Annotated in this window: 19 protein-coding genes; 10 read left to right on the top strand and 9 right to left on the bottom strand. The window is 63.5% G+C overall.

Annotated elements, in window-relative coordinates; all coding sequences use genetic code 11:
* Window positions 1–97 precede the first annotated feature (97 nt).
* Window positions 98–571: a bacterioferritin gene (gene bfr / locus AC07WS_RS27440; protein WP_494732118.1), complete on the top strand. Its 474-nt coding sequence runs from the start codon at window positions 98–100 to the stop codon at window positions 569–571.
* On the opposite strand, the gene AC07WS_RS27445 is transcribed toward bfr, so the two are convergent.
* From AC07WS_RS27445 to AC07WS_RS27470, 6 genes are all read right to left on the bottom strand, one after another.
* A complete protein-coding gene (locus AC07WS_RS27445) occupies window positions 568–1,905 on the bottom strand; it encodes an MFS transporter (protein ID WP_494732119.1) in 1,338 nt (445 codons plus the stop codon). The two genes, bfr and AC07WS_RS27445, sit on opposite strands and share 4 nt — an antisense overlap.
* Window positions 1,902–2,867 (bottom strand): PfkB family carbohydrate kinase, encoded by a 966-nt coding sequence (locus AC07WS_RS27450; protein WP_494732120.1) that lies wholly within the window; start codon window positions 2,865–2,867, stop codon window positions 1,902–1,904. Before AC07WS_RS27450 ends, AC07WS_RS27445 begins: the two co-directional genes overlap by 4 nt.
* Window positions 2,868–2,901: 34 nt before the next feature.
* Window positions 2,902–4,767 carry an alpha-amylase family protein gene (locus tag AC07WS_RS27455; protein WP_494732121.1) on the bottom strand — a complete coding sequence of 622 codons (1,866 nt, stop codon included), beginning with the start codon at window positions 4,765–4,767 and terminating at the stop codon, window positions 2,902–2,904.
* A 2-nt stretch (window positions 4,768–4,769) separates the two neighbouring features.
* On the bottom strand, window positions 4,770–7,058 hold the full coding sequence (locus AC07WS_RS27460; RefSeq protein WP_494732122.1) for a TonB-dependent receptor: 2,289 nt from the start codon (window positions 7,056–7,058) through the stop codon (window positions 4,770–4,772).
* Between the two features lie 153 nt (window positions 7,059–7,211).
* Window positions 7,212–8,258: a LacI family DNA-binding transcriptional regulator gene (locus AC07WS_RS27465; protein WP_494732123.1), complete on the bottom strand. Its 1,047-nt coding sequence runs from the start codon at window positions 8,256–8,258 to the stop codon at window positions 7,212–7,214.
* A gap of 3 nt (window positions 8,259–8,261) precedes the next feature.
* Window positions 8,262–8,870 (bottom strand): glutathione S-transferase N-terminal domain-containing protein, encoded by a 609-nt coding sequence (locus AC07WS_RS27470; RefSeq protein WP_494732124.1) that lies wholly within the window; start codon window positions 8,868–8,870, stop codon window positions 8,262–8,264.
* Window positions 8,871–8,977: 107 nt separating this feature from the next.
* On the opposite strand from AC07WS_RS27470, the gene purB reads away from it, so the two are divergent.
* On the top strand, window positions 8,978–10,354 hold the full coding sequence (gene purB / locus AC07WS_RS27475; protein WP_494732125.1) for an adenylosuccinate lyase: 1,377 nt from the start codon (window positions 8,978–8,980) through the stop codon (window positions 10,352–10,354).
* 175 nt (window positions 10,355–10,529) lie between these two features.
* On the opposite strand, the gene AC07WS_RS27480 is transcribed toward purB, so the two are convergent.
* Complete coding sequence (locus tag AC07WS_RS27480; RefSeq protein ID WP_494732126.1) at window positions 10,530–11,210, bottom strand: hypothetical protein; 681 nt, start codon at window positions 11,208–11,210, stop codon at window positions 10,530–10,532.
* 17 nt (window positions 11,211–11,227) lie between these two features.
* Window positions 11,228–11,443 carry a hypothetical protein gene (locus tag AC07WS_RS27485; RefSeq protein ID WP_494732127.1) on the bottom strand — a complete coding sequence of 72 codons (216 nt, stop codon included), beginning with the start codon at window positions 11,441–11,443 and terminating at the stop codon, window positions 11,228–11,230.
* A gap of 337 nt (window positions 11,444–11,780) precedes the next feature.
* Here AC07WS_RS27485 and AC07WS_RS27490 point away from each other — a divergent pair, with 337 nt between their 5' ends.
* The 7 genes from AC07WS_RS27490 (at window position 11,781) to AC07WS_RS27520 (ending at window position 17,125) form a co-directional block, all read left to right on the top strand.
* Complete coding sequence (locus AC07WS_RS27490) at window positions 11,781–12,305, top strand: cytochrome b (protein ID WP_117014158.1); 525 nt, start codon at window positions 11,781–11,783, stop codon at window positions 12,303–12,305.
* 24 nt (window positions 12,306–12,329) lie between these two features.
* Entirely contained in the window at window positions 12,330–12,881 is a 552-nt protein-coding gene (locus AC07WS_RS27495; RefSeq protein ID WP_494732128.1) for a YceI family protein, read from the top strand.
* A 16-nt stretch (window positions 12,882–12,897) separates the two neighbouring features.
* Window positions 12,898–13,464, top strand: coding sequence for a YceI family protein (locus AC07WS_RS27500; protein WP_161099409.1), 567 nt, complete (start codon window positions 12,898–12,900; stop codon window positions 13,462–13,464).
* A gap of 160 nt (window positions 13,465–13,624) precedes the next feature.
* Window positions 13,625–15,778 (top strand): S46 family peptidase, encoded by a 2,154-nt coding sequence (locus AC07WS_RS27505; RefSeq protein ID WP_494732129.1) that lies wholly within the window; start codon window positions 13,625–13,627, stop codon window positions 15,776–15,778.
* Between the two features lie 119 nt (window positions 15,779–15,897).
* Window positions 15,898–16,176 (top strand): type II toxin-antitoxin system RelE/ParE family toxin, encoded by a 279-nt coding sequence (locus tag AC07WS_RS27510; protein ID WP_494732130.1) that lies wholly within the window; start codon window positions 15,898–15,900, stop codon window positions 16,174–16,176.
* The gene (locus tag AC07WS_RS27515) at window positions 16,176–16,499 is read left to right on the top strand and encodes a HigA family addiction module antitoxin (protein ID WP_494732131.1); all 324 of its coding nucleotides are present in this window, start codon (window positions 16,176–16,178) and stop codon (window positions 16,497–16,499) included. The genes AC07WS_RS27510 and AC07WS_RS27515 overlap by 1 nt, the downstream gene beginning before the upstream one ends.
* A gap of 59 nt (window positions 16,500–16,558) precedes the next feature.
* Window positions 16,559–17,125: an NADPH-dependent FMN reductase gene (locus tag AC07WS_RS27520; protein WP_494732132.1), complete on the top strand. Its 567-nt coding sequence runs from the start codon at window positions 16,559–16,561 to the stop codon at window positions 17,123–17,125.
* Here AC07WS_RS27520 and AC07WS_RS27525 read toward each other — a convergent pair whose 3' ends face one another.
* Window positions 17,126–17,881, bottom strand: coding sequence for an MBL fold metallo-hydrolase (locus AC07WS_RS27525; RefSeq protein ID WP_494732133.1), 756 nt, complete (start codon window positions 17,879–17,881; stop codon window positions 17,126–17,128).
* 206 nt (window positions 17,882–18,087) lie between these two features.
* On the opposite strand from AC07WS_RS27525, the gene AC07WS_RS27530 reads away from it, so the two are divergent.
* Window positions 18,088–19,776 (top strand): M14 family zinc carboxypeptidase, encoded by a 1,689-nt coding sequence (locus AC07WS_RS27530; protein ID WP_494732134.1) that lies wholly within the window; start codon window positions 18,088–18,090, stop codon window positions 19,774–19,776.
* Window positions 19,777–19,831: the final 55 nt, after the last annotated feature.

A 19,831-nucleotide genomic window follows, 5' to 3' on the forward strand; every position in this document is an offset into this window, starting at 1 on the left:
TCCGGGCATATTGCTACACTTTCGCGCAAGCGGCCGCGTAAACCGCCCGGTTCGTGGCAAAATGTCAGTATTCCATCACCACTTGAGAAAGCCTCCCATGAAGGGCGACGCACACGTCATCAAACTGCTGAATGCTCAGCTGACCAACGAACTCACCGCCATCAACCAGTACTTCCTGCACTCGCGCATGTACCGCCACTGGGGTTTCGAGAAGATCGCGAAAAAGGAATATGAAGAATCGATCGGCGAAATGAAGCACGCCGACAAACTGATCGACCGCATCCTGATGCTGGACGGCCTGCCCAACCTGCAAGCCATGCACAAGGTCATGATCGGCGAGAACACCGAAGAAATGCTCGGCTGCGACCTGAAGCTGGAAAAGGGCGCGCAGGTCACCGTCAAGGAAGGCATCGCCGCAGCCGAGAAGGCCGCCGACTACGTGTCGCGCGACCTGCTGCTGATGATTTTGGAAGACACTGAAGAGCACATCGACTGGCTCGAAACGCAGCTGGACCTGATCGGCAAGGTCGGCATCCAGAACTACCTGCAAAGCCAGATGCACGAAGACTAAGCCGTCCTGGCCTCTTCCTCAAGCCGCGGGTTCAAAGCCTGCGGCTTTTTTATTTTCACGGCCAGCACCGCCAGCGCGCCGCACAACATCAGGCCACCCGCCAGGCGGATCACGTTCTCCGGGTTCCCGCCCAGCAGGCTGCGGTAGTACAGCGGCAGCGTGAAGATCTGGATGATCATCGGGATCACGATGAACATATTGAAGATGCCCATGTAGACCCCGGTGCGCTCCGGCGGAATGCAGCCCGCCAGCATCACATACGGATTGCCCATGATGCTGGCCCACGCCAGCCCGATGCCCACCATCGGCACGAACAGCAACCCCGGCGTATGGATCATCGGTATCGACAGCATGCCCACGCCGGCCAGCGCCAGGCAGGCGCTGTGCGTCAGCTTGGGGCCATAGCGGCGCGTGAACGGCACCAGCGCCAGCGCGCCCGCGAACGCGACGAAGTTGTAGAACGCCCCCACCTGCCCCGCCAGCAGCCCGGCGTCGCGGAAGCCCTGCGAGGCCTGGTCGGTGGTGCCGTAGATGGTGGTCGACAGCGACAGCATGATGTACTGCCAATAGCAGAACATCGCGTACCACTGGAACAGCTTGACCCAGGCCAGCTGCTTCATCGTGGCCGGCATCTCGCGCACCGCGCTGGCGATGTCGCCCAGCGTGTGGCGCCAGCCGGCGGGCCGCGCACGGATCCGCGCCAGCTCCTCGGCGTTGAGCGGATATTCGGGCGTGGTCTTCAAGGTCCACAGCACCGACGAAATCGAGAACACCGCGCCGATCAGGAAGGCGACGATGACGATGTGCGGAATATGGCTGCCGTTGACGGCGTCCTTGTTCATGCCCACCCACACCAGCAGCGACGGCGTCAGGTAGGCCAGCGTCTGGCCCAGGCCCGTGAAGGCGCTCTGCGTCAGGAAGCCGACCGAATGCTGCGCCGGATCGAGCTTGTCGCTGACGAAGGCGCGGTACGGCTCCATGGTCACGTTGTTGGCCGCGTCCAGTATCCACAGCAGGCTGGCCGCCATCCACAGCGTGGGGCTGAACGGCATCGCCAGCAGGCCAAGGCTGCACAGGATGGCGCCGATCAGGAAGTACGGCGTGCGCCGCCCCCAGCGCGTGACCGTGCGGTCGCTCATGGCGCCGATCAGCGGCTGCACCAGCAGGCCGGTCATCGGCCCGGCCAGCCACAGGTAGGGCAGGCTGGCCTCGTCCGCGCCCAGGTATTTGTAGATCGGGCTCATGCTGCTCTGCTGCAGGCCGAAACTGAACTGGATGCCGAAGAAGCCGATGTTCATGTTCACGATCTGCCAGAACGACAGCCGCGGCTTCATGCGACGGCTCCGGGCATGACCGCGTCGCCGCGCCAGGCCGCGATCCACGGCTGGTAGAACGCGATATCGGCCGGCACCGCGCCGGAGATGCCGCAGATGGCGCCGGCGAAGGCGTTGGCGCGCGCCAGCGTGAGGCTGACCGGCCAGCCCTGCGACTGCCCGAACAGGAACACGGCGGAGAAGGCGTCGCCCGCGCCCACCGTGTCGACGATGCGCACCGGCGCGTGGCAGTCCTGGTTGGCGATGACCGCGCCGTCGGCGCCGAAGTACAGCGCGCCGCGCTCGCCCAGCGTGACGATCAAGCCCTTCAGCGTGAAGCTGCGCATCAGCGCCTGGCAGGCCTCCACCATCTCGGCGCTGTCGATGGCCTTGGTGCCAGGCTGGGTGTGGGTGTACCAGCTGAACAGGTCCTTCAGCTCGTCCTCGTTGACCTTGACGATGTCCGCCAGATGCAACGACTCGAAGGCGCAGCGCTCCGTCACCTGGCCGTCGCGCACATTCAGGTCCAGGTAGCGCTGGACGTTGAACGCGCCGGAGGCGTCGAGCATCGCCCGCAAGGCCGCGCGCGAACGCTCGTGCCGCTGCGCCATGGTGCCGAAGTAGATCGTGCGCGGCGCGGCCTGCGCCAGCGCGGCCAGCGCCGGCGCGGCGTCCACGTAATCGTAGGCCTGGTCGGGCAGGATGATGAAGCGGTGGCCCTCCGCACTGCGCTCGACCACCACGCGACCGGTGGCCTCCTGCGCATCGAGCTGCAGGCCCGCCTCGCTCATGTCGAAGCGTTCGAACTCGTTGCGCACCAGGGCGCCGTTCTTATCCGTGCCGATGCGGGTGACCATCAGCGTCGCCACGCCGAAGGCGGCCAGATTGCGCGCCACGTTGAACGGCGCACCGCCGACAACCTGCTCGGTGATGAAATCGTCAACCAGCGCTTCGCCGAATACGGCGATGGTATGTTGGGTCATGCTCGTCTCCACGCCCTGCTTGGGCGATTCTATATTATTCGCGTTCCAGCCAATACATCGCATACGGTTCCAGCACCAGTGCGCCGTCCGGGCCCGCCGCCCGCTCCGCCACGCAATCGCGCCACGCGCCTTGCAGCGCATAGCTTTGCGGCTGGCCGGAGAAGTTCATCAGCGTCAGGAAGCGCTCGCCGCGCGCCAGCGCCAGCATGCCGTCCGGCGCATCGGCCAGCAGCGTGCGGGGCGCGTTGGCCGCCAGCGCGTCGTGCCGGCCGCGTATGCGCACCAGCCTCGCCAGCGCCTGATGCATCATGCCCGGCACGGTGGATACATCGTAGCGGTGTTTCCAGCGCTGCTGATCGAACACCGGCCGTTGCAGCCAGCGGCTGTCCATCGCGTGCTGCGGACGCTGCAGATAGCTGTAATCGTTCTCCATCGCCAGCTCGTCGCCCATGTACAGCACCGGCAGCGCGCCGAAGCTCAGGGCCAGGCCATGCAGCAGCAGCATGCGGCGCAGCGCCAGCGCGCGTTCCTCGTCGCTGCAGGCCGACTGCAGGCCGGTCAGCGACGCGGCCATGCCGTTGCTGCCGTGCGCCGCGTTCGGGTCGGTGCTCTGGAAGGCGGCGCCGATGGCGTAGCTGCCCTCCGCGCCGGCGAAGAAGCGCGCCACGCTAGCCAGCCTGGCCGCGCTATCGCTGCCGTCGGCCGATGCCTCCGCACGCAGCACGTTCCAGCCGATGTCGTCGTGGCAGCGCACGTAGCTGAGCCACGTCGCGGCGGCCGGCAGCGCGGGCGTGTTGCGTATCACTTCGCGCAGCACGCCGGTGCCCTGCTCCGCCAGCGCCACCCAGCCGGCCGCCATCAGGCTGCTGTGATAGGCGATGTGGCACTCGGGCGCCGCCGCGCTGCCCAGGTAGGCCGGCAGCTCGCGCGTCGGCACAATGGCTTCAGCCTTCAGCAGCACGCCCGGCGCGACGATATCGACTATCGCCCGCAAGGCTTGCAGCAGCTGGTGCGCCTCCGGCTGGTTCATGCTGTTGCTGCCCTCGCGCTTCCACAGGAAGGCGGTGGAATCGAGGCGGAACACTTCGATGCCGCGATTGGCCAGGCGCAGCAGCGCGGCGGCCATCTCCGCGAACACCGCCGGGTTGGCGTAGTTCAGGTCCCACTGATACGGGTAGAACGTGGTCCACACCCAGCCGTCGAGCGCATCGACAAAACTGAAATTGCCCGGCGCGACCTGCGGAAACACCTGGCCCAGCGTGCGCTCGTGGCGATCCGGCATATCGCGGTCGGGGAACACATGGAACATCGCGCGCGCCTCGGCGTCGCCGGCCTTGGCCGCCTGCGCCCAAGCGTGATCGTCGGCCACGTGGTTCAGGATGAAGTCCGAGCACAGGCTGATGCCGGCCGCGCGCAGCTGCGTGGTCAGCGCATCCAGGTCGGCATTGCTGCCCAGCGCGGGATCGACTTCGTCGAAACTGGCGACGGCGAAACCGCCGTCGTTCTCGCCCGCGCGCGGACGCAGGAACGGCAGCAGGTGAAGATAGCTGACGCCCAGCTCCCGCAGATACGGGATGCGCGCCGCCACGCCGCTCAAATCGCCGCCGAAGTTCTGCACGTAGGCGCAGTAGCCCAGCATGCGCTGGCTGAGGAACCACTCCGGCTGCGCGGCGCGTTGCGCATCGAGCGCCCGCAGTTCCGGCGGGCGCGCCGAGTACAGCGCGCCCAGCGACTCCATCAGGTTTCCCAGCCACGCATCGAAATCGGCGCGCCCGCCATACAGGCCGGCCAGCAGCCGGCGCAGCACCGGCTCCGCCGCCGCCAGCCGCTGCGCAGCCTGCGGCCGCAGATCGTCGGGAAGAACCGCCAGCAGGCGGTTCGGCATTACATTAGAAGGCATAGTTAGAAGGCGTAAGACAAGCTGACTTTGGCGGCGCGGCCGGAGATGGAGCGGGCGGCATGGCCGTCGCCTTCGACTTCGGTGTAGCCGATCTTGTTGAACAGGTTATTCACGCTCAGCGCCAGGGTGGCCTTCTCCGTCACGCGATAATTGACGAAGGCATTCACCACCTGATACGCCGGCAGCACGATGGTGTGCGCATCGTCGCCCCACGACTTGCCGGTGCCGATCACGCTGGCGCCGACGGTGGCCTGGCCGAAGGTGTAGGTCGGCGCGATCTGGTACACCACCTTGGCCTGGCGGCGCGGCGTGTTGCCGATCACCGCCACGTCGCCGGGCGCGGTGCCGGTGATCTTGGCGTCGGTGTAGGTCATGCCGCCGGTGACGCGGAAATCGTTCAGCGCATACGCGCCTTCCAGCTCCACGCCCTTGGCGTCGTACCTGTTGGAGGTGCTGCGCTGCGTGGTAGCCTCGTAGTTGCTCTCATCGGTCTTGGCCTGGAACAGCGTCACGAAGGTGCTCACGCCGCCGCTGCGCCACTTCACGCCGCCTTCGATCTGCTTGACGGTGTTGATGTTGATCGGCGCGCTGCCGTCCAGCGGAGTGCCGAACAGGATGCGATCCGCATTGAAGGCCACGCCGTCGCTCACGCGGGCAAACGCCGCCAGGCTGCTGGTGATGCGGTAGTTGCCGCCGACCGAGTACGAGTTGTGGTTGATCTTGTAGTCCACCAGCTGCTGCGTGGCCGGATCGTAGCGCAGCGCGCCGCCGCTCATGGTCGCGATGTTGGCCGTGCCGCTGGCGCGCTGGCGGTCCTGGCGCACGCTGGCGTCGATGTTCAGCGGGCCGGTTTCATAGCCCACGTTCAGGTAGGGCGAGGTCAGTTTGTATTCCATGTCGACCGCGCGCGAGCAGCAGCCGCCGAAGGCCGGGCCGACCAGGCCTGGCGTGGCGCTGGACGTCTGCAGCAGCGCGGGCTTGTCGCCGCTGGCCTGCATCAGGTACTCGTTGAAGTTCCAGGTCAGCGCCAGCTTCTGTGTCGACAGGTACAAGCCGGCGGTGGTGGTCAGCTTGGAGCCGTCGGCCAGCTTGAAGGTCTTGGCCAGCTTGGTGTCGTTGAGCGTATTGCCCGCATCGTCGATCGAGGTGTTGAACACCACGGCGGAGAAGGCGCGGCCGTTGTAGGCCTGGCCCTTGTTCGGTCCCGTGGCGAACACATAGCTGCCCACCTTGCCGTTGTTGGCCGCGAAGACGCCGGTGAAGCGCCCGCTGTTGCTGGCGGTGCGGAACTTGTCGCTCAGGTTCCAGCCGTCGCCCAGGTCGAACGAGCCTTCCAGGCCAATGGTGTCGCTCTTCACTTTCAGGCCGTCGTTGACGTTGGTCGATACCGGCGTATTGTTCTTGCCCAGCGTGACATCGCGCACCCAGTACGGCGAGTAGAACGTCACCTTGCGCGGATCGATGCCGGGGATTTCCTGGATCTGCTGGTTCACCACCTGCACCGGCACCGGCAGCGCGGTCGGCGACTTGTCGTCCACGTGCTTGAACGACACGCGGATAAAGCCGTTGTCCAGATCATGCGTCAGGTTGCCGCGAATCTGGCCGCCGTCCTCGGTGCTCATGCCGGTGTTGCGCACGCCCTCGCCGGTGCGGTAGTTCCCGCCGATGAAGAAGCGCGTCTTGTCCGAGATCGGCGCGCCGTAGTCGAAGTCCAGGCGGGTCTCGTCGTAGCCCAGGCCGTGGCTGATGCCGACATGGCCGCCCTTTTCCTCGCCGGTCTTGGTGATGAAGTTGATGATGCCGCCCGGCGCGTTGGTCGCCAGCGTGGACGCCGAACCGCCGCGCACCACTTCCAGGTGGTCCAGCGTGCCGTCGATCTTGACGAAGCTGTCCGGCGTGATGAAGTTGAAGTCGCCCGATTGCAGCACCGGCAGGCCGTCTTCCTGGATCTGCACGTAGCGCGCGCCGCCGGCCGAAATCGGCACGCCGCGCACGGTGATGTTGGCGTTGCCCTCGCCGCCCGACGATTCCGAGCGCACGCCCGGCACCGAGCGCAGCACCTCGGCCGCGCTCAACGGCGCGCTGTTCTTGATGGTGTCGCCTTCGAGGGTGCTGATCGACACGCTGGTCTTCATTTTGGTGGAACCGCCGGAGGTGCCGGTGACGACCACGCGCTCCATGTTCAGGCCATCGGCCGGGGCGGCCTGCTGGGCCGAGGCGCTACCCATGTGCAGGACAGCCGTTGCAACAGCGGCAGCGATGCCGCCCATTTTGAATGTGCGTTGTTCCATTGTCGTCTCCAGATATTGTCGTTTTGATCTGCCGTTTAATTGAGCAGGTACGCCATTATTCCTCGGTTTTCGATTTAATGCAATCGATTGCATAACGGTGCAAAAATATATTTACCGCTCTCACTGGGGAGCTTATGCAATCGGTTGCACAAATCAGACAGAACTGTTGCGAACGATCAACTGGGTAGGGATTTGCAGAGAAGGCGCCGGACGGCCGTCGACCAGCTCCAGCAGCTGGGACACCAGCGCCCGGCCGGCCTCGCGTATCGGTTGCTGCACGGTGGTCAGCGGCGGATGGAAGTAGCCGGCCAGCTCGATATCGTCGTAGCCGACCACGGCGATCTGGCGCGGCACCTCGTAGCCGTGCTGGCGCAGCGTGTTAATCGAGGTCATGGCCATCAGGTCGCTGCCGGCGAACACCGCGTCGAACGGCACGCCACGGCGCAGCAGTTCCTGCACCGCCTCCCGGCCGCCCTCCGGCAGGAAGGACACCGACACCTGCAGCGCCGGATCGACTTTCATGCCGGCCTTGCGCAGCGCGCGGCACTGGCCCTCGTAGCGCTGGCCCACCTCGGGCAGGTTGATATCGCCGAAGAAGGCGATGTGCTTGCGGCCCTGCGCGATCAGGTGCGCGGCCGCCAGCTCGCCGCCGGTGACGTTGTCGCCGCCGACGGTGCAGTACAGCTGCTGCGGCAGCTGCGCGCCCCACACCACGATGGGCACATGGCGCGCGGCCAGCTGGTTCAGTTGTTCATGGTGGCGCCACTGGCCAATCAGGATGATGCCGATCACGCGGCCCGTGTCGAACGGCGCGGCGGCCGCATCGAGCTCCTCGGCGTCCACGCGCGAGACCAGCATGTCGAAACCGAGTTCGGTAAGCGCGTCGGCCAGGCTGCCCAGCATCGACAGGAAGAACGGGTCGGACAGGTGCTGGCGCGTGGCCGAGTCGTACGGGATCACCACACCGACGGTGCGGTTCTGCTTCATGCGCAGGTTCTGCGCGCCGATGTTGATGGTGTACTTGAGCGAGCGCGCCAGCTCCATGATGCGCACCCGCGTCTCCTCGCTCACCAGCTTGCTGCCGGCCAGCGCGCGCGACACCGTCGACGTCGACACGCCGGCCAGCCGCGCGATGTCGGCCATCTGCAGGCGCCGCTGCTGGGCGGAGTTGTCCGCGTCGGGCGGCGTGGTCTTGGGCATGGCTTACTGGGGGACCGTGTCCTTGAACGACTGGCGTTCGGACAGCTTGTCGAACAGGCGGGCCAGGTTGGGGTGGTCGTCGCGCCAGGTGATTTCCGGGAAGCGGAACGACAGCCAGCCCAGCGTGCAGCCGACCGCCACGTCGGCCAGCGAGTAATGGATGCCGGCGCAGTAAGGCGACTCGCCCAGCTTTTCCGACAGCGACGCCAGGCCCAGCTGCACCTTGCGCATCTGGCGCGCCATCCATGCCTCGCTCTGCAGTTCCGGCGGCCGCTGGGTGCGCTCCAGGCGCACGATGATGGCCGCGTCCAGCATGCCGTCGGCCAGCGCTTCCCAGCACTTGATGTCAGCGCGGTCGCGGCCGTTGGGCGGCAGCAGCTTGCAGACCGGCGTCAGCGTATCAAGGTACTCGACCATGACGCGCGAATCGATCATGACGGTGCCGTCTTCCATGATCAGGCTGGGCACCTTGCCGAGCGGGTTCAGCTTGTCGATGGTGGTGTCCGGGGCCCACACATTTTCCAATTCGAACTGGTAATCCAGCTTCTTTTCCGCCAGGACGACACGAACTTTGCGGACATAAGGACTGGCGAGGGAACCGATGAGTTTCATAGAGGCTTAGAGTGGAAGATCAGACAACAGTATAACATCGGAGGCCTGAGGGCCGGCCAATGGTAAAATCTACCTTTGCGCAATTTTAACCCTGCCTCCTTCCCATCATGACCACTACTCCTTACTCCACGCTGTCGGCGCTGTCGCCGCTGGACGGCCGCTACGCCGGTAAAACCGACCTGCTGCGTCCCATCCTGTCCGAATCGGGCTTCATGCACCACCGCGTCAAAGTAGAAATCTCCTGGCTGCAAGCGCTGTCGCTGGCCGGTTTCGCTGAAATCAAGCCGTTCTCGGCCGCGGGCACAGCCCTGCTGGACAAGATCGCCAACGAGTTCACCGAGAAAGACGCGGCCCGCATCAAGGAAATCGAAGCCGTCACCAACCACGACGTCAAGGCCGTGGAGTACTGGCTGAAGGAGCAGGTCAAGGACGTGCCGGAACTGGTGGCCGCGTCGGAGTTCATCCACTTCGCCTGCACCTCGGAAGACATCAACAACACCTCGCACGGCATGATGCTCAAGGCGGCCCGCGACAGCGTCATGCTACCGTCGCTGAACAAGGTCATCGCGCGCCTGAAGGAAATCGCGATCGACAACGCCGACGTGCCGATGCTCTCGCGCACCCACGGCCAGACCGCCAGCCCGACCACCCTGGGCAAGGAAATGGCCAACGTCGTGGCCCGTCTGCAGCGCGCCATCAAGCGCATCGAGCAGGTCGAGATCCTGGGCAAGATGAACGGCGCGGTCGGCAACTACAACGCCCACCTGTCGGCTTATCCATCGTTCGACTGGGCTTCGTTCTCCAAGAACGTCATCGAGCAGCGCCTGGGCCTGGTGTTCAATCCGTACACCATCCAGATCGAGCCGCACGACTACATGGCCGAGCTGTTCGACGCCTTCGCCCGCGTCAACACCATCCTGCTGGACCTGAACCGCGACATCTGGAGCTACGTCTCGCTGGGCTACTTCAAGCAGAAGACCAAGGCCGGCGAAATCGGTTCGTCGACGATGCCGCACAAGGTCAACCCGATCGACTTCGAAAACTCCGAAGGCAACCTGGGCCTGGCCAACGCCGTGCTCAAGCACCTGTCGGAGAAGCTGCCGGTCTCGCGCATGCAGCGCGACCTGACCGATTCGACCGTGCTGCGCAACATCGGCGTCGGCCTGGGCTACACCTTGCTGGCCTACGACAGCTGCCTGCGCGGCCTGAACAAGCTGGAAGTGAACCACGCCCGCCTGGCCGCCGACCTGGACGCCAACTGGGAAGTGCTGGCCGAGCCGGTGCAGACCGTGATGCGCCGCTACGGCATCGAGAATCCGTACGAGCAGCTGAAAGAGCTGACGCGCGGCAAAGGCATCTCGAAGGACGCGCTGCGCGACTTCATCACCGGCCTGGCGATTCCGCAGGACGCCAAGGACCTGCTGCTGGCCATGACCCCGGCCAACTACATCGGCATCGCCACCCAGCTGGCCAAGGCGATCTAAGCTGACACCGAGCCCCCGCGACGCAAGTTCCGGGGGCTAACGAGATCGTCACACCGCTCCCATTGTGGCACTCGGAACTCATGCCCCATGAAACGCCGGATGGATTACCATCAATCATGGTTCCCGTCACAGTCAGCTGTGCAATGGCGCTACCAAGGTGGTCTTAGTAACATGATCAGTTCTTAAGGGATTTCAGCACTGCGGTGACTTCAGGCTCATCAGCGTCGTAAATATCCAAGTCGGTCGAAAACAATGGTGCTCCGTCAGTTTTCAAAATATTGCGCATGAAGAAAACAAGGTATTTTTTTCGAAGTTGCACGACAACGTCTGCTACACGATAAGAACTATCCAACCCGCCGACAGTGATCGGCACGAGGAAGAATTCTTTTCGGTAATTCGCGCTCTTAAGCAGTGAGCTACGTATGCTAGCCAGCGTCTTCAGATAATCATCAAATACGACAACATTGCCGTTAATGGCGCGCTCTGCATTGCGGCTTTGGGCAAGCGTTGCATCGTCCACAGTTGAAGACGATCCCGGCAGAGGGCGATATACAACGAGTTTCATCCGAACTCTGGGGGCGACCGTAACGCCCTTTGAGTCGAGCCTACGCGCAATATGAAATTCCAGGTCACACATCCCCGTTGTTTCATCCAAAACTTCCAAAGGGCGATCCGGTTGCGTATCAAAAAAGCTCCCTTCCGCAACAACTACAGCATTGCTCATGCTGCGGTGAAGCTTTTCTGCAGTCGTCAGGACTATTTTCTGGCCGCCGGGATACCATACCTCTTCGCCGTAGGCGCCATTCCCCCAACACCAAGCTACGATAATTAATATTTCATAGCTAAATTTCTTCATGCCATCCTCCGCTGCGTTCAGTAAGTTACTCCACTGGGAACTTCTACTGTTCGTTTGCTCGAAGAATTGCCCCAGTCTGATTGACCCGCCTTCCACTGCCTGGCAAATGCTGCCACGCGGTCGTATGACCCTTCATAGCCCAGCTCCTTCAGGTCCTCATGGATCTGCTTCAAATTGCGTCGCTGCTTACGGGGCTTAGTCGTTTCGGCCTTGAGCCAGCCCGATAACTGCACCGAGTATTTGTCTAATCCGCTCGTCGATCGCCGCTCCGCATAGGAGGGCTCAATGGTTTCCGATCGCAGATGCGTCGGAGGGTATCGCGAGAGATATCCAGTCGCCTAGTGATTTCTCGAATTGGGATCTGATCACGAAGGTGCCAGCGTCGAATAATGCCGAGTAAAGCCATGTTGATCACTCCGGACTCCTGCCGACGAGACAGGTGGAATTGTCAATATCCGCTTGCAAAAAGGAGAGTGATCAAGTGATCATGGAATTTTCATGTTTCAAGCAGGCTTTAGAATTCTTTGGTATATTTAGTCCTAACACGTACCAATTATCCGGGAGCAACGAATGCAACGCTATACCAAAACGGCCATGTTGCTGCACTGGCTGACCGCCCTGCTGATCATCGCCGCCTTCTTCCTCGGCCTGACCATGGTGGACATCCACGGCATCACGCCCACCAAGCTCAAGTACTATTCCTGGCACAAATGGCTGGGCGTGACGGTGCTGGGCGTGGCCGCCATCCGCCTGCTGTGGCGCAAGGCCAATACCCCGCCGCCGCCGCTGGCCAGCATCCCGGCGTGGCAGCACAAGGTCGCCGACGGCATGCACTACCTGCTGTACTTCTTCATCTTCGCCGTGCCCATTTCCGGCTACCTGTACTCGTATGCGGCCGGCGTGCCGGTGGTGTACCTGGGCCTGTTCCAGCTGCCGGCCGTCATCGAGCCGAACGCCGAGCTTAAGCCGATCTTAAAAACCGTCCATTACGTTCTGACCATGACGATGGCCGCCGCCGTCGTGGCGCACGCGCTTGCCGCACTCAAGCATCACTTCATCGACCGCGACGCCACGCTCAAACGCATGCTGCCGTAATCCCCCCACATCACCGGAGCCCCTATGAAAACCATGAAAAAACTCGCCCTCGTCACGCTGATGGGTATCGCCCTGGCCGCCAGCGCCGCCGCGCTCAAGACCGATCCAGCCAAGTCCACCGTCTCGGCCGTGTTCAAGCAGATGAACGTGCCGGTCGAATCCAAGTTCAAGAAATACACCGTCGCCATCGACTACGACGCGGCCAAGCCGGACGCCTCCAAGGCCACCGTCGAAGTCGAGACCGCCAGCCTGGACGTGGGCGACGCCGACATGAACAAGGAAGTGGCGAAGAAGGAATGGTTCAACTCGGCCCAGTTCCCGAAAGCGACCTTCGTCTCGACCGCGATCAAGAGCGTCGGCGCGGGCAAGCTCAACGTCACCGGCAAGCTGACCATCAAGGGCAAAACCGCCGACATCAGCTTCCCGCTGACGGTCAAGGCCGACGGCGGCAAGCAAGTGTTTGAAGGCGCGCTGCCGATCAAGCGCCTGGCCTACAACATCGGCGAAGGCGAATGGAAGGACACCGGCATGGTGGCCGATGAAGTGACCATCAAGTTCCACGTCGTAGCCCAATAAATTCGGAGACCGTTAAATGAAACTGCAAATCCTGATCGCCACCCTGCTGGCCGCCTCGGCCACGTCCGCCATCGCCGCCACCTACAACATCGACCCGACGCACACCTACCCGAGCTTCGAGGCCGACCACATGGGCCTGTCGGTCTGGCGCGGCAAGTTCGACAAGACCAGCGGCACGGTGACGATGGACCGCGCCGCCAAGACGGGCGCGCTGGACATCGCCATCGCCGCCGACTCGATCGACTTCGGCATGGACAAGATGAACAGCCACGCCAAGACGGCCGACATGTTCAACGTCGAGAAATTCCCGACCATCACCTACAAGAGCAAGTCGTTCAAGTTCGACGGTGACAAGCTGGTCGGCGTGGATGGCGAGCTGACCTTGCTGGGCGTGACCAAGCCGGTGTCGCTGAAGGTGGACAAGTTCAACTGCATCATGCACCCGCGCTACAAGCGCGAGGTGTGCGGCGCCAACGCCGTGGCCGAGTTCAAGCGCACCGATTTCGGCCTGAACTACGGCACCCCGGCCTTCGCCCCGGAAGTCAAGCTGGCGATCCAGATCGAAGCCATCAAGGCCGATTAACTTTCGTAAATTTTGGGGTCAAGTCTGACATTCGGACACGAGCTCTTCCGTAGCGCCCGCGCTACGGAAGAGCTCGTGTCCGAATGTCAGACTTGACCCCATTTTTTGTTGCTATACTCCCGTCGTTGTTCCCTTTACCACCACTTCAACAACGACAAAAATGCATAAATCACTGATCGCGCTCGCCATCCTGAGCACCGCAGCCCACGCCGACGAAGGCATGTGGATGCCGCAGCAGCTGCCACAAGTAGCCAAGCAATTGAAGGCCGCCGGCCTGAAACTCGACCCCGCCAACCTGACCAAACTGACCGAGTTCCCAATGGGCGCCATCGTCAGCCTGGGCGGCTGCTCGGCCTCCTTCGTGTCGCCGCAGGGCCTGGTCGCCACCAACCACCACTGCGTCTACGGCAGCGTGGCGCACAACTCCACGCCGGAACGCGACCTGCTGGCCAATGGCTTCCTGGCCCACAGCTTCGCCGAGGAACTGCCGGCCGCCCCGGGCAGCCGCATCTTCGTGACCAAGGCCGTCACCAACGTTAGCAAGCAGGTGGTCACCGCCGATGTCGCCAAACTGAGCGGCAAGAAGCGCAGCGACGCGATCGAGAAGAACCAGAAGGCCATCCAGGCCGAGTGCGAAAAGGACGAGGGCCACCGCTGCACCGTGTCGTCCTACTACGGCGGCCTGGAGTACTACCTGATCAAGCAACTGGAGATCCGCGACGTGCGCCTGGTGCATGCACCGCCGGCCGGCGTCGGCAAGTTCGGCGGCGACACCGACAACTGGATGTGGCCGCGCCACACCGGCGACTACGGCTTCTACCGCGCCTACGTCAGCAAGGACGGCAAGGCCGCCGACTTCAGCAAGGACAACGTCCCCTACCTTCCGCAACACTACCTGAAGCTGGCCAAGGAAGGCGTGAAGGAAGGCGACTTCGTCATGGTGCTGGGCTACCCCGGCCGCACCAACCGCCACCGCCTGCCGTCGGAAGTGGCCTACACCTTCGACTGGAGCTACCCGGCCTTCGTCAAGACCTCGGCGGAAAACCTGGCCATCATCGCCGACGCCACCAAGGACAACAAGGACACCGCGCTCAAATACGCGTCGCAGGTCGCCGGCATCAACAACTACTACAAGAACCGCCAGGGCATGCTGGACTCCTACGCCGGCAGCGATATGCTGCAGCGTAAAACCGCCGAGCACGAGGCGCTGAAGACCTGGATCAACGCCAACCCGGCCCGCAAGGCCGAGTACGCCGGCGACATCGAGCTGGTGGAAAAACTGATCGCCCAGCGCGACGCCGAAACCAAGCGCGACTACTTCCTGTCCTCGTCCAAGCCGCGCCTGCTCAACACCGCGCGCATGCTGTACCGCCTGGCCAACGAGAACACCAAGCCCGACGCCGAACGCAAGTCCGGCTTCCAGGTCCGCGACGTGCCGCGCATCAAATCGTCGGTCGCTGCGCTGGTGCGCAACTACGATGAAAAGGTCGATAAGGCGCTGGTGATCAACAGCCTGTCGAAATACGCGGCCCAGCCGGCGGCCCAGCGCAACGCCAGCTTCGACGCCATCTTCGGCATCAAGGACGGCATGGGCAAGGCCGACCTGCAAGCGGTGCTGGACACGATGTACGCCGGCAGCAAGCTGGGCGACGCCGCCGAGCGCACCAGCTGGATCGGCAAGACGCCGGCAGAGTTCAAGGCCAGCAACGACGCCTTCATCAAGACCGCCGTCGCCATGTACGACATGGACATGAAAGACGAAGCCGACGAGGAAGAACTGGGCGGCAAGCTGCAGCAAGCCTACGCCAACTACATGAAGGCCAAGATCGCCTTCATGCAGAGCAAGGGCCAGGCGGTCTACCCTGACGCCAACAGCACCCTGCGCGTGACCTTCGGCCAGATCGCCGGCCGCGACCACGGCGCCGACGGCACCACCTGGAAGGCCTTCACCACGGTCGAAGGCGTGGCAGCCAAGGCCACCGGCGTGGGCGAGTTCAACGCACCGAAGGCCCAGCTGGCCGCGATCAAGGCCAAGGACTTCGGCAAGTACGTCGATCCGAAACTGAAATCGGTGCCGGTCGCCTACCTGGCCACGCTGGACATCACCGGCGGCAACTCCGGCTCGGCCGCGCTGAACGCAAAAGGCGAGTGGATCGGCCTGGCCTTCGACGGCACGCTCGACTCCATCATCTCGGACTGGGACTTCAACAAGGCCAACACCCGCGACATCCAGGTCGACCTGCGCTACATCCTGTGGAACATGAAGCACGTCGACCATGCCGACAACCTGCTCAAGGAAATGCACGCGGAATAAGCCTTCCCGCGTCGTCAAGAAAACCACGCCCCGGCAACGCGGCGTGGTTTTTTTCATGGATTGCGGCGCTTGACTTTGCTATGCGGAGGATTACACTGCAATTCCAAGGATGGCACCAATTGATCATTTCAATACGTCATAAAGGGCTGCGGAAATTTTTCTCCGATGGCGACCATCGAGGTATCCCTGCGGGATTCGCCCCCAGAATCGAGCGCTTGCTTGACCGCTTGGATAGCTGTATCAAACCAGAAGATATGAATATTCCTGGGTCAAAATTTCATCAACTCAAGGGTGAACGCAAGGATACCTATGCCGTCTCAGTTTCCGGCAACTGGCGCATCACATTCAAGTTCGATGGTGAAAATGCGGTGGACGTGGATTTGGAGGATTATCATTAATGAAGTCGCTGCGTAACCCTAACCGGCGCCCAACGCATCCCGGCGCTGTGCTGCGAGAAGATATACTGCCGTCACTAAAAATGACGCAAACGGAATTAGCCGAACTAATTGGTGTCAGCCGTTTAAGCATTTCCGAACTCGTTCATGAGAAGCGCGCAATGTCGCCCGAAATGGCCGTGCGGATAGCGACGCTGCTCAATACCTCTCCGGAAAGTTGGCTACGCATGCAGGAGGCTCTCGATCTGTGGCTGGTGCGGCAAGATTCAAAAAAACTGGCAGCGATCAGGCCATTGAATAAGTCTCGACTGGACCTGGCGACGTGAAGCCGTAAGGAGTAGTACACTGAATACGGAACTCCCCACAACCGTCTTCAGGAGAAGTCATGGCCGCTAAAAAAGTCGCCGTAGTGATCGGCAGCCTGCGCAAGGATTCGCTCAACCGCAAGTTCGCCCACGAGCTGATCGCGCTGGCGCCGCCGTCGTTGCAGCTGGAGATCGTCGAGATCGGCGAACTGCCGCTGTACAACCAGGATCTGGAAGAAAACGGCGCCACCGCGCCGCAGACGTGGACCCAGTTCCGCCAGCGCATGCAGGCCGCGCAGGCCGTGCTGTTCGTCACGCCGGAATACAACCGCTCGGTGCCGGCGCCGCTGAAGAACGCCATCGACGTCGGCTCGCGCCCCTACGGCAGCAGCATCTGGAGCGGCAAGCCGGCCGCCATCGTCAGCGTGTCGCCGGGCGCGACGGGCGGCTTCGGCTCCAACCACCACCTGCGCCAGTCCATGGTGTTCCTCGACATGCCGCTGCTGCAGCAGCCGGAAGCCTACATCGGCGGCGCCGCCAAGCTGCTCGGCGACGACGGCAAGTTGAACAACGACAGCACCCGGGAGTTCCTGCAAAAATTCATGCACGCCTTCGCCGCCTGGGTGGACACCAACGCCAAGGCCTGATCAGCGCCTGATCGCCTTGAAGACGTGGCCGGCCTCGGTCAGCGCGGCCGGCCTGGCAGCGGCCGTGGCCGCCGCTGGCGCAGCGCGTTGCAGCGCCAGCAGCAGCGGCGCATTGCGGTCGGGCAGCAGCGCCAGGTCGGCGCCCGGCAGCCGCTGGGCCAGCACGCCAGCCGCGTCCGGCCCCACCGGCTCGCAACTGACGTACAGCCGGTACGAGGCCCAGCTGTTGCCCACCTCCAGCATGAAGCCCGCCACGTTCACCGAGCCCGGCGGGCCGGGCAGCGCCGTCACGCGCAGCCGCGTCTTGCCCTTGCGCAGATGCAGCGTGTCCCAGGTCTGCATCGGATAGAAGCGCGGCGGCTGCAACACCGACTTGGCCGACGCCAGCCCGGCGGCCACCGGCTCCACCACGATCACCGGCAGCTTGCCCAGCGAGGCCAGCGGCGCCACCCCGCCGTAGTGGCCGGCGCTGGCCGGCGTCACCAGCAGCAGGTCGGCCGCCGGCCACTGGCGCGCCGCCTCGGCGCTGTAGGCGTCGGCATCGGCGCCCACCGTCAGGATGGTCAGCCCCTGGAAGTGGATCAGCGCCAGGCCCTTGCCCGCCAGCCGCACCCGTCCCGGCGCGGTGGGCGCCGCCTGCGCCGCGCCCTCCAGCTCGATCACATAGCGCGGCCCGATCTGCGCCAGCCCCACCTTGCACCCCAGCGCCAGCAGCGCCATCACGATCGCCGCGCGCCATCCGTAACGTTTGCCCATCGCTCCCTCCCGGCCAATATTCCAGTTCTCCAGTAGACCACCGGCCGCACAAGGTTTTCTTGAAGCAACTCAATACGCGCGCCAGACCGGGCTGGCGCCGCTCAAAAATCGGGCACGAATGATACAATTCCGGCCTCGGCAGCGCGTTGCAATGCTTACCAAGCGCGGCGTGCCCTCCCCCAACTCCCTCTGAGATCCAGACTGCCATGCACCCAGACATGCCCACGCCTTACGAACAAGGCAATCAAAACCAGACCACCCTGTGGAGCGAGTGCATCGCCTTCTACCAGGAGCTGGCGCAACGCTTCCCGCAGGTACTGCGTTTCGAGCAGATCGGCACGTCCGACGGCGGCATCCCGGTGCATGCGGGCGTAGTCAGCGCGGACGGCGTGTTCGACCGCGCGCAAATCAAGGCCGAAGGCCGCACCGTCTTCTTCAACAACAACGGCATCCACCCCGGCGAACCCGAAGGCGTGGACGCCTGCATGGCCATCGTGCGCGACCTGTGCTTCGATCCGGCCCGCCTGGCCGCGCTGGGCAAGACCGTGCTGCTGTTCGTCCCGCTGTACAACGTCGATGGCGCGCTCAACCGCGCCAACACTTCGCGCGTCAACCAGGACGGGCCGGAGCAGTTCGGCTTCCGTGGCAACAGCCGCCACCTGGACCTCAACCGCGACTTCATCAAGTGCGACACGCTCAACGCGCAGCTGTTCAACCAGCTCGTCACCAGCTGGGACCCGGACGTGATGGTGGACACCCACACCTCCAACGGCGCCGACTATCCGTACACGATGACGCTGATCCACACGCAGGCGGACAAGCTGGGCTACGGCCTCGGTCCCTTCCTGCGCGAGACCATGCTGCCGCACATCTACGCGCAGATGGAGGCGAAAGGCTGGCCGACCTGCCCCTACGTCAATCCGGTGCAGGACACGCCGGACGACGGCATCGCCGAGTTCCTGGAAGTGCCGCGCTTCTCGACCGGCTTCGCGGCCCTGCACCACGTGATCGGCTTCATGCCCGAGACGCACATGCTCAAGCCCTTCAAGGACCGCTACGAATCGATGCGCGCGCTGCTGGACGTGACGATGGCCTTCACCGTCACCCACGGTGAGCAGATCCAGGAGCTGCGCGCCGACGCCCGCGAGCAGGCCGCCAACGCCAAGGAATGGACCGTGAGCTGGAAGATGGACGAAGCGCATCCGTCGACCTTCCGCTTCAAGGGTTACGCGGCCAAGCGCAGCCCTAGCCTGCTGGGCGACTACATCCGCCTGTCCTACGACCGCAGCCAGCCATGGGAAAAGGACATCGCCTACTACAACAGCTTCGTGCCGTCGGCCACCGTGCGTGCGCCGAAAGGCTACGTGGTGCCGCAAGCCTGGCGCGAAGTCATCGAGCGCCTGCAGTGGAACGGCGTGGAGATGGCGCGCTTCGACGAAGCCTCCACCGTCGAGGCGCAGTACTACCACATCGCCTCCGTCACCTCGCGCCCGCAGGCCTACGAAGGCCATATGTACCACGACGTGGTGGAACTGGAAGCGCGCACCGGCAGCTTCACCGTGCAGCCGGGCGACTACTTCATCCCGCTCAAGCAGGCCAACGCCCGCTACGCCGTCGAGACGCTGGAACCGCAAGGCCACGACTCCTTCTTCCGCTGGGGTTTCTTCAACAGCGTGCTGGAGAAAAAAGAAGCCTACTCCGACTACGTGTTCGAAGACCTGGCGCTGGAGATGCTGGAAACCGAGCCTGAACTGAAGGCGAAATTCGAACAATGGAAGGCCGCCAATCCGGCGCTGCTGACCAGCCAGGACAAAGTCCTCGGCTTCATCTTCGAAAACGGCAAGCGCCACGCGGAGCCGGAATGGCGCCGCTACCCGGTGCTGTCCGTCCTCTAAAAAAATACCGCAACAACCAGCATCACCCCATGCGCGCGGCGGCGATCCCGCCCGC

This window comes from Duganella sp. GW821-FHT01E12 (assembly GCF_059422325.1).

Coding starts and splice junctions, on each gene's coding strand:
- bfr (WP_494732118.1), top strand. CDS start 98: ATGAAGGGCGACGCACACGTCATCAAACTGCTGAATGCTCAGCTGACC.
- AC07WS_RS27445 (WP_494732119.1), bottom strand. CDS start 1,905: ATGAAGCCGCGGCTGTCGTTCTGGCAGATCGTGAACATGAACATCGGC.
- AC07WS_RS27450 (WP_494732120.1), bottom strand. CDS start 2,867: ATGACCCAACATACCATCGCCGTATTCGGCGAAGCGCTGGTTGACGAT.
- AC07WS_RS27455 (WP_494732121.1), bottom strand. CDS start 4,767: ATGCCTTCTAATGTAATGCCGAACCGCCTGCTGGCGGTTCTTCCCGAC.
- AC07WS_RS27460 (WP_494732122.1), bottom strand. CDS start 7,058: ATGGAACAACGCACATTCAAAATGGGCGGCATCGCTGCCGCTGTTGCA.
- AC07WS_RS27465 (WP_494732123.1), bottom strand. CDS start 8,258: ATGCCCAAGACCACGCCGCCCGACGCGGACAACTCCGCCCAGCAGCGG.
- AC07WS_RS27470 (WP_494732124.1), bottom strand. CDS start 8,870: ATGAAACTCATCGGTTCCCTCGCCAGTCCTTATGTCCGCAAAGTTCGT.
- purB (WP_494732125.1), top strand. CDS start 8,978: ATGACCACTACTCCTTACTCCACGCTGTCGGCGCTGTCGCCGCTGGAC.
- AC07WS_RS27480 (WP_494732126.1), bottom strand. CDS start 11,210: ATGAAGAAATTTAGCTATGAAATATTAATTATCGTAGCTTGGTGTTGG.
- AC07WS_RS27490 (WP_117014158.1), top strand. CDS start 11,781: ATGCAACGCTATACCAAAACGGCCATGTTGCTGCACTGGCTGACCGCC.
- AC07WS_RS27495 (WP_494732128.1), top strand. CDS start 12,330: ATGAAAACCATGAAAAAACTCGCCCTCGTCACGCTGATGGGTATCGCC.
- AC07WS_RS27500 (WP_161099409.1), top strand. CDS start 12,898: ATGAAACTGCAAATCCTGATCGCCACCCTGCTGGCCGCCTCGGCCACG.
- AC07WS_RS27505 (WP_494732129.1), top strand. CDS start 13,625: ATGCATAAATCACTGATCGCGCTCGCCATCCTGAGCACCGCAGCCCAC.
- AC07WS_RS27515 (WP_494732131.1), top strand. CDS start 16,176: ATGAAGTCGCTGCGTAACCCTAACCGGCGCCCAACGCATCCCGGCGCT.
- AC07WS_RS27520 (WP_494732132.1), top strand. CDS start 16,559: ATGGCCGCTAAAAAAGTCGCCGTAGTGATCGGCAGCCTGCGCAAGGAT.
- AC07WS_RS27525 (WP_494732133.1), bottom strand. CDS start 17,881: ATGGGCAAACGTTACGGATGGCGCGCGGCGATCGTGATGGCGCTGCTG.
- AC07WS_RS27530 (WP_494732134.1), top strand. CDS start 18,088: ATGCACCCAGACATGCCCACGCCTTACGAACAAGGCAATCAAAACCAG.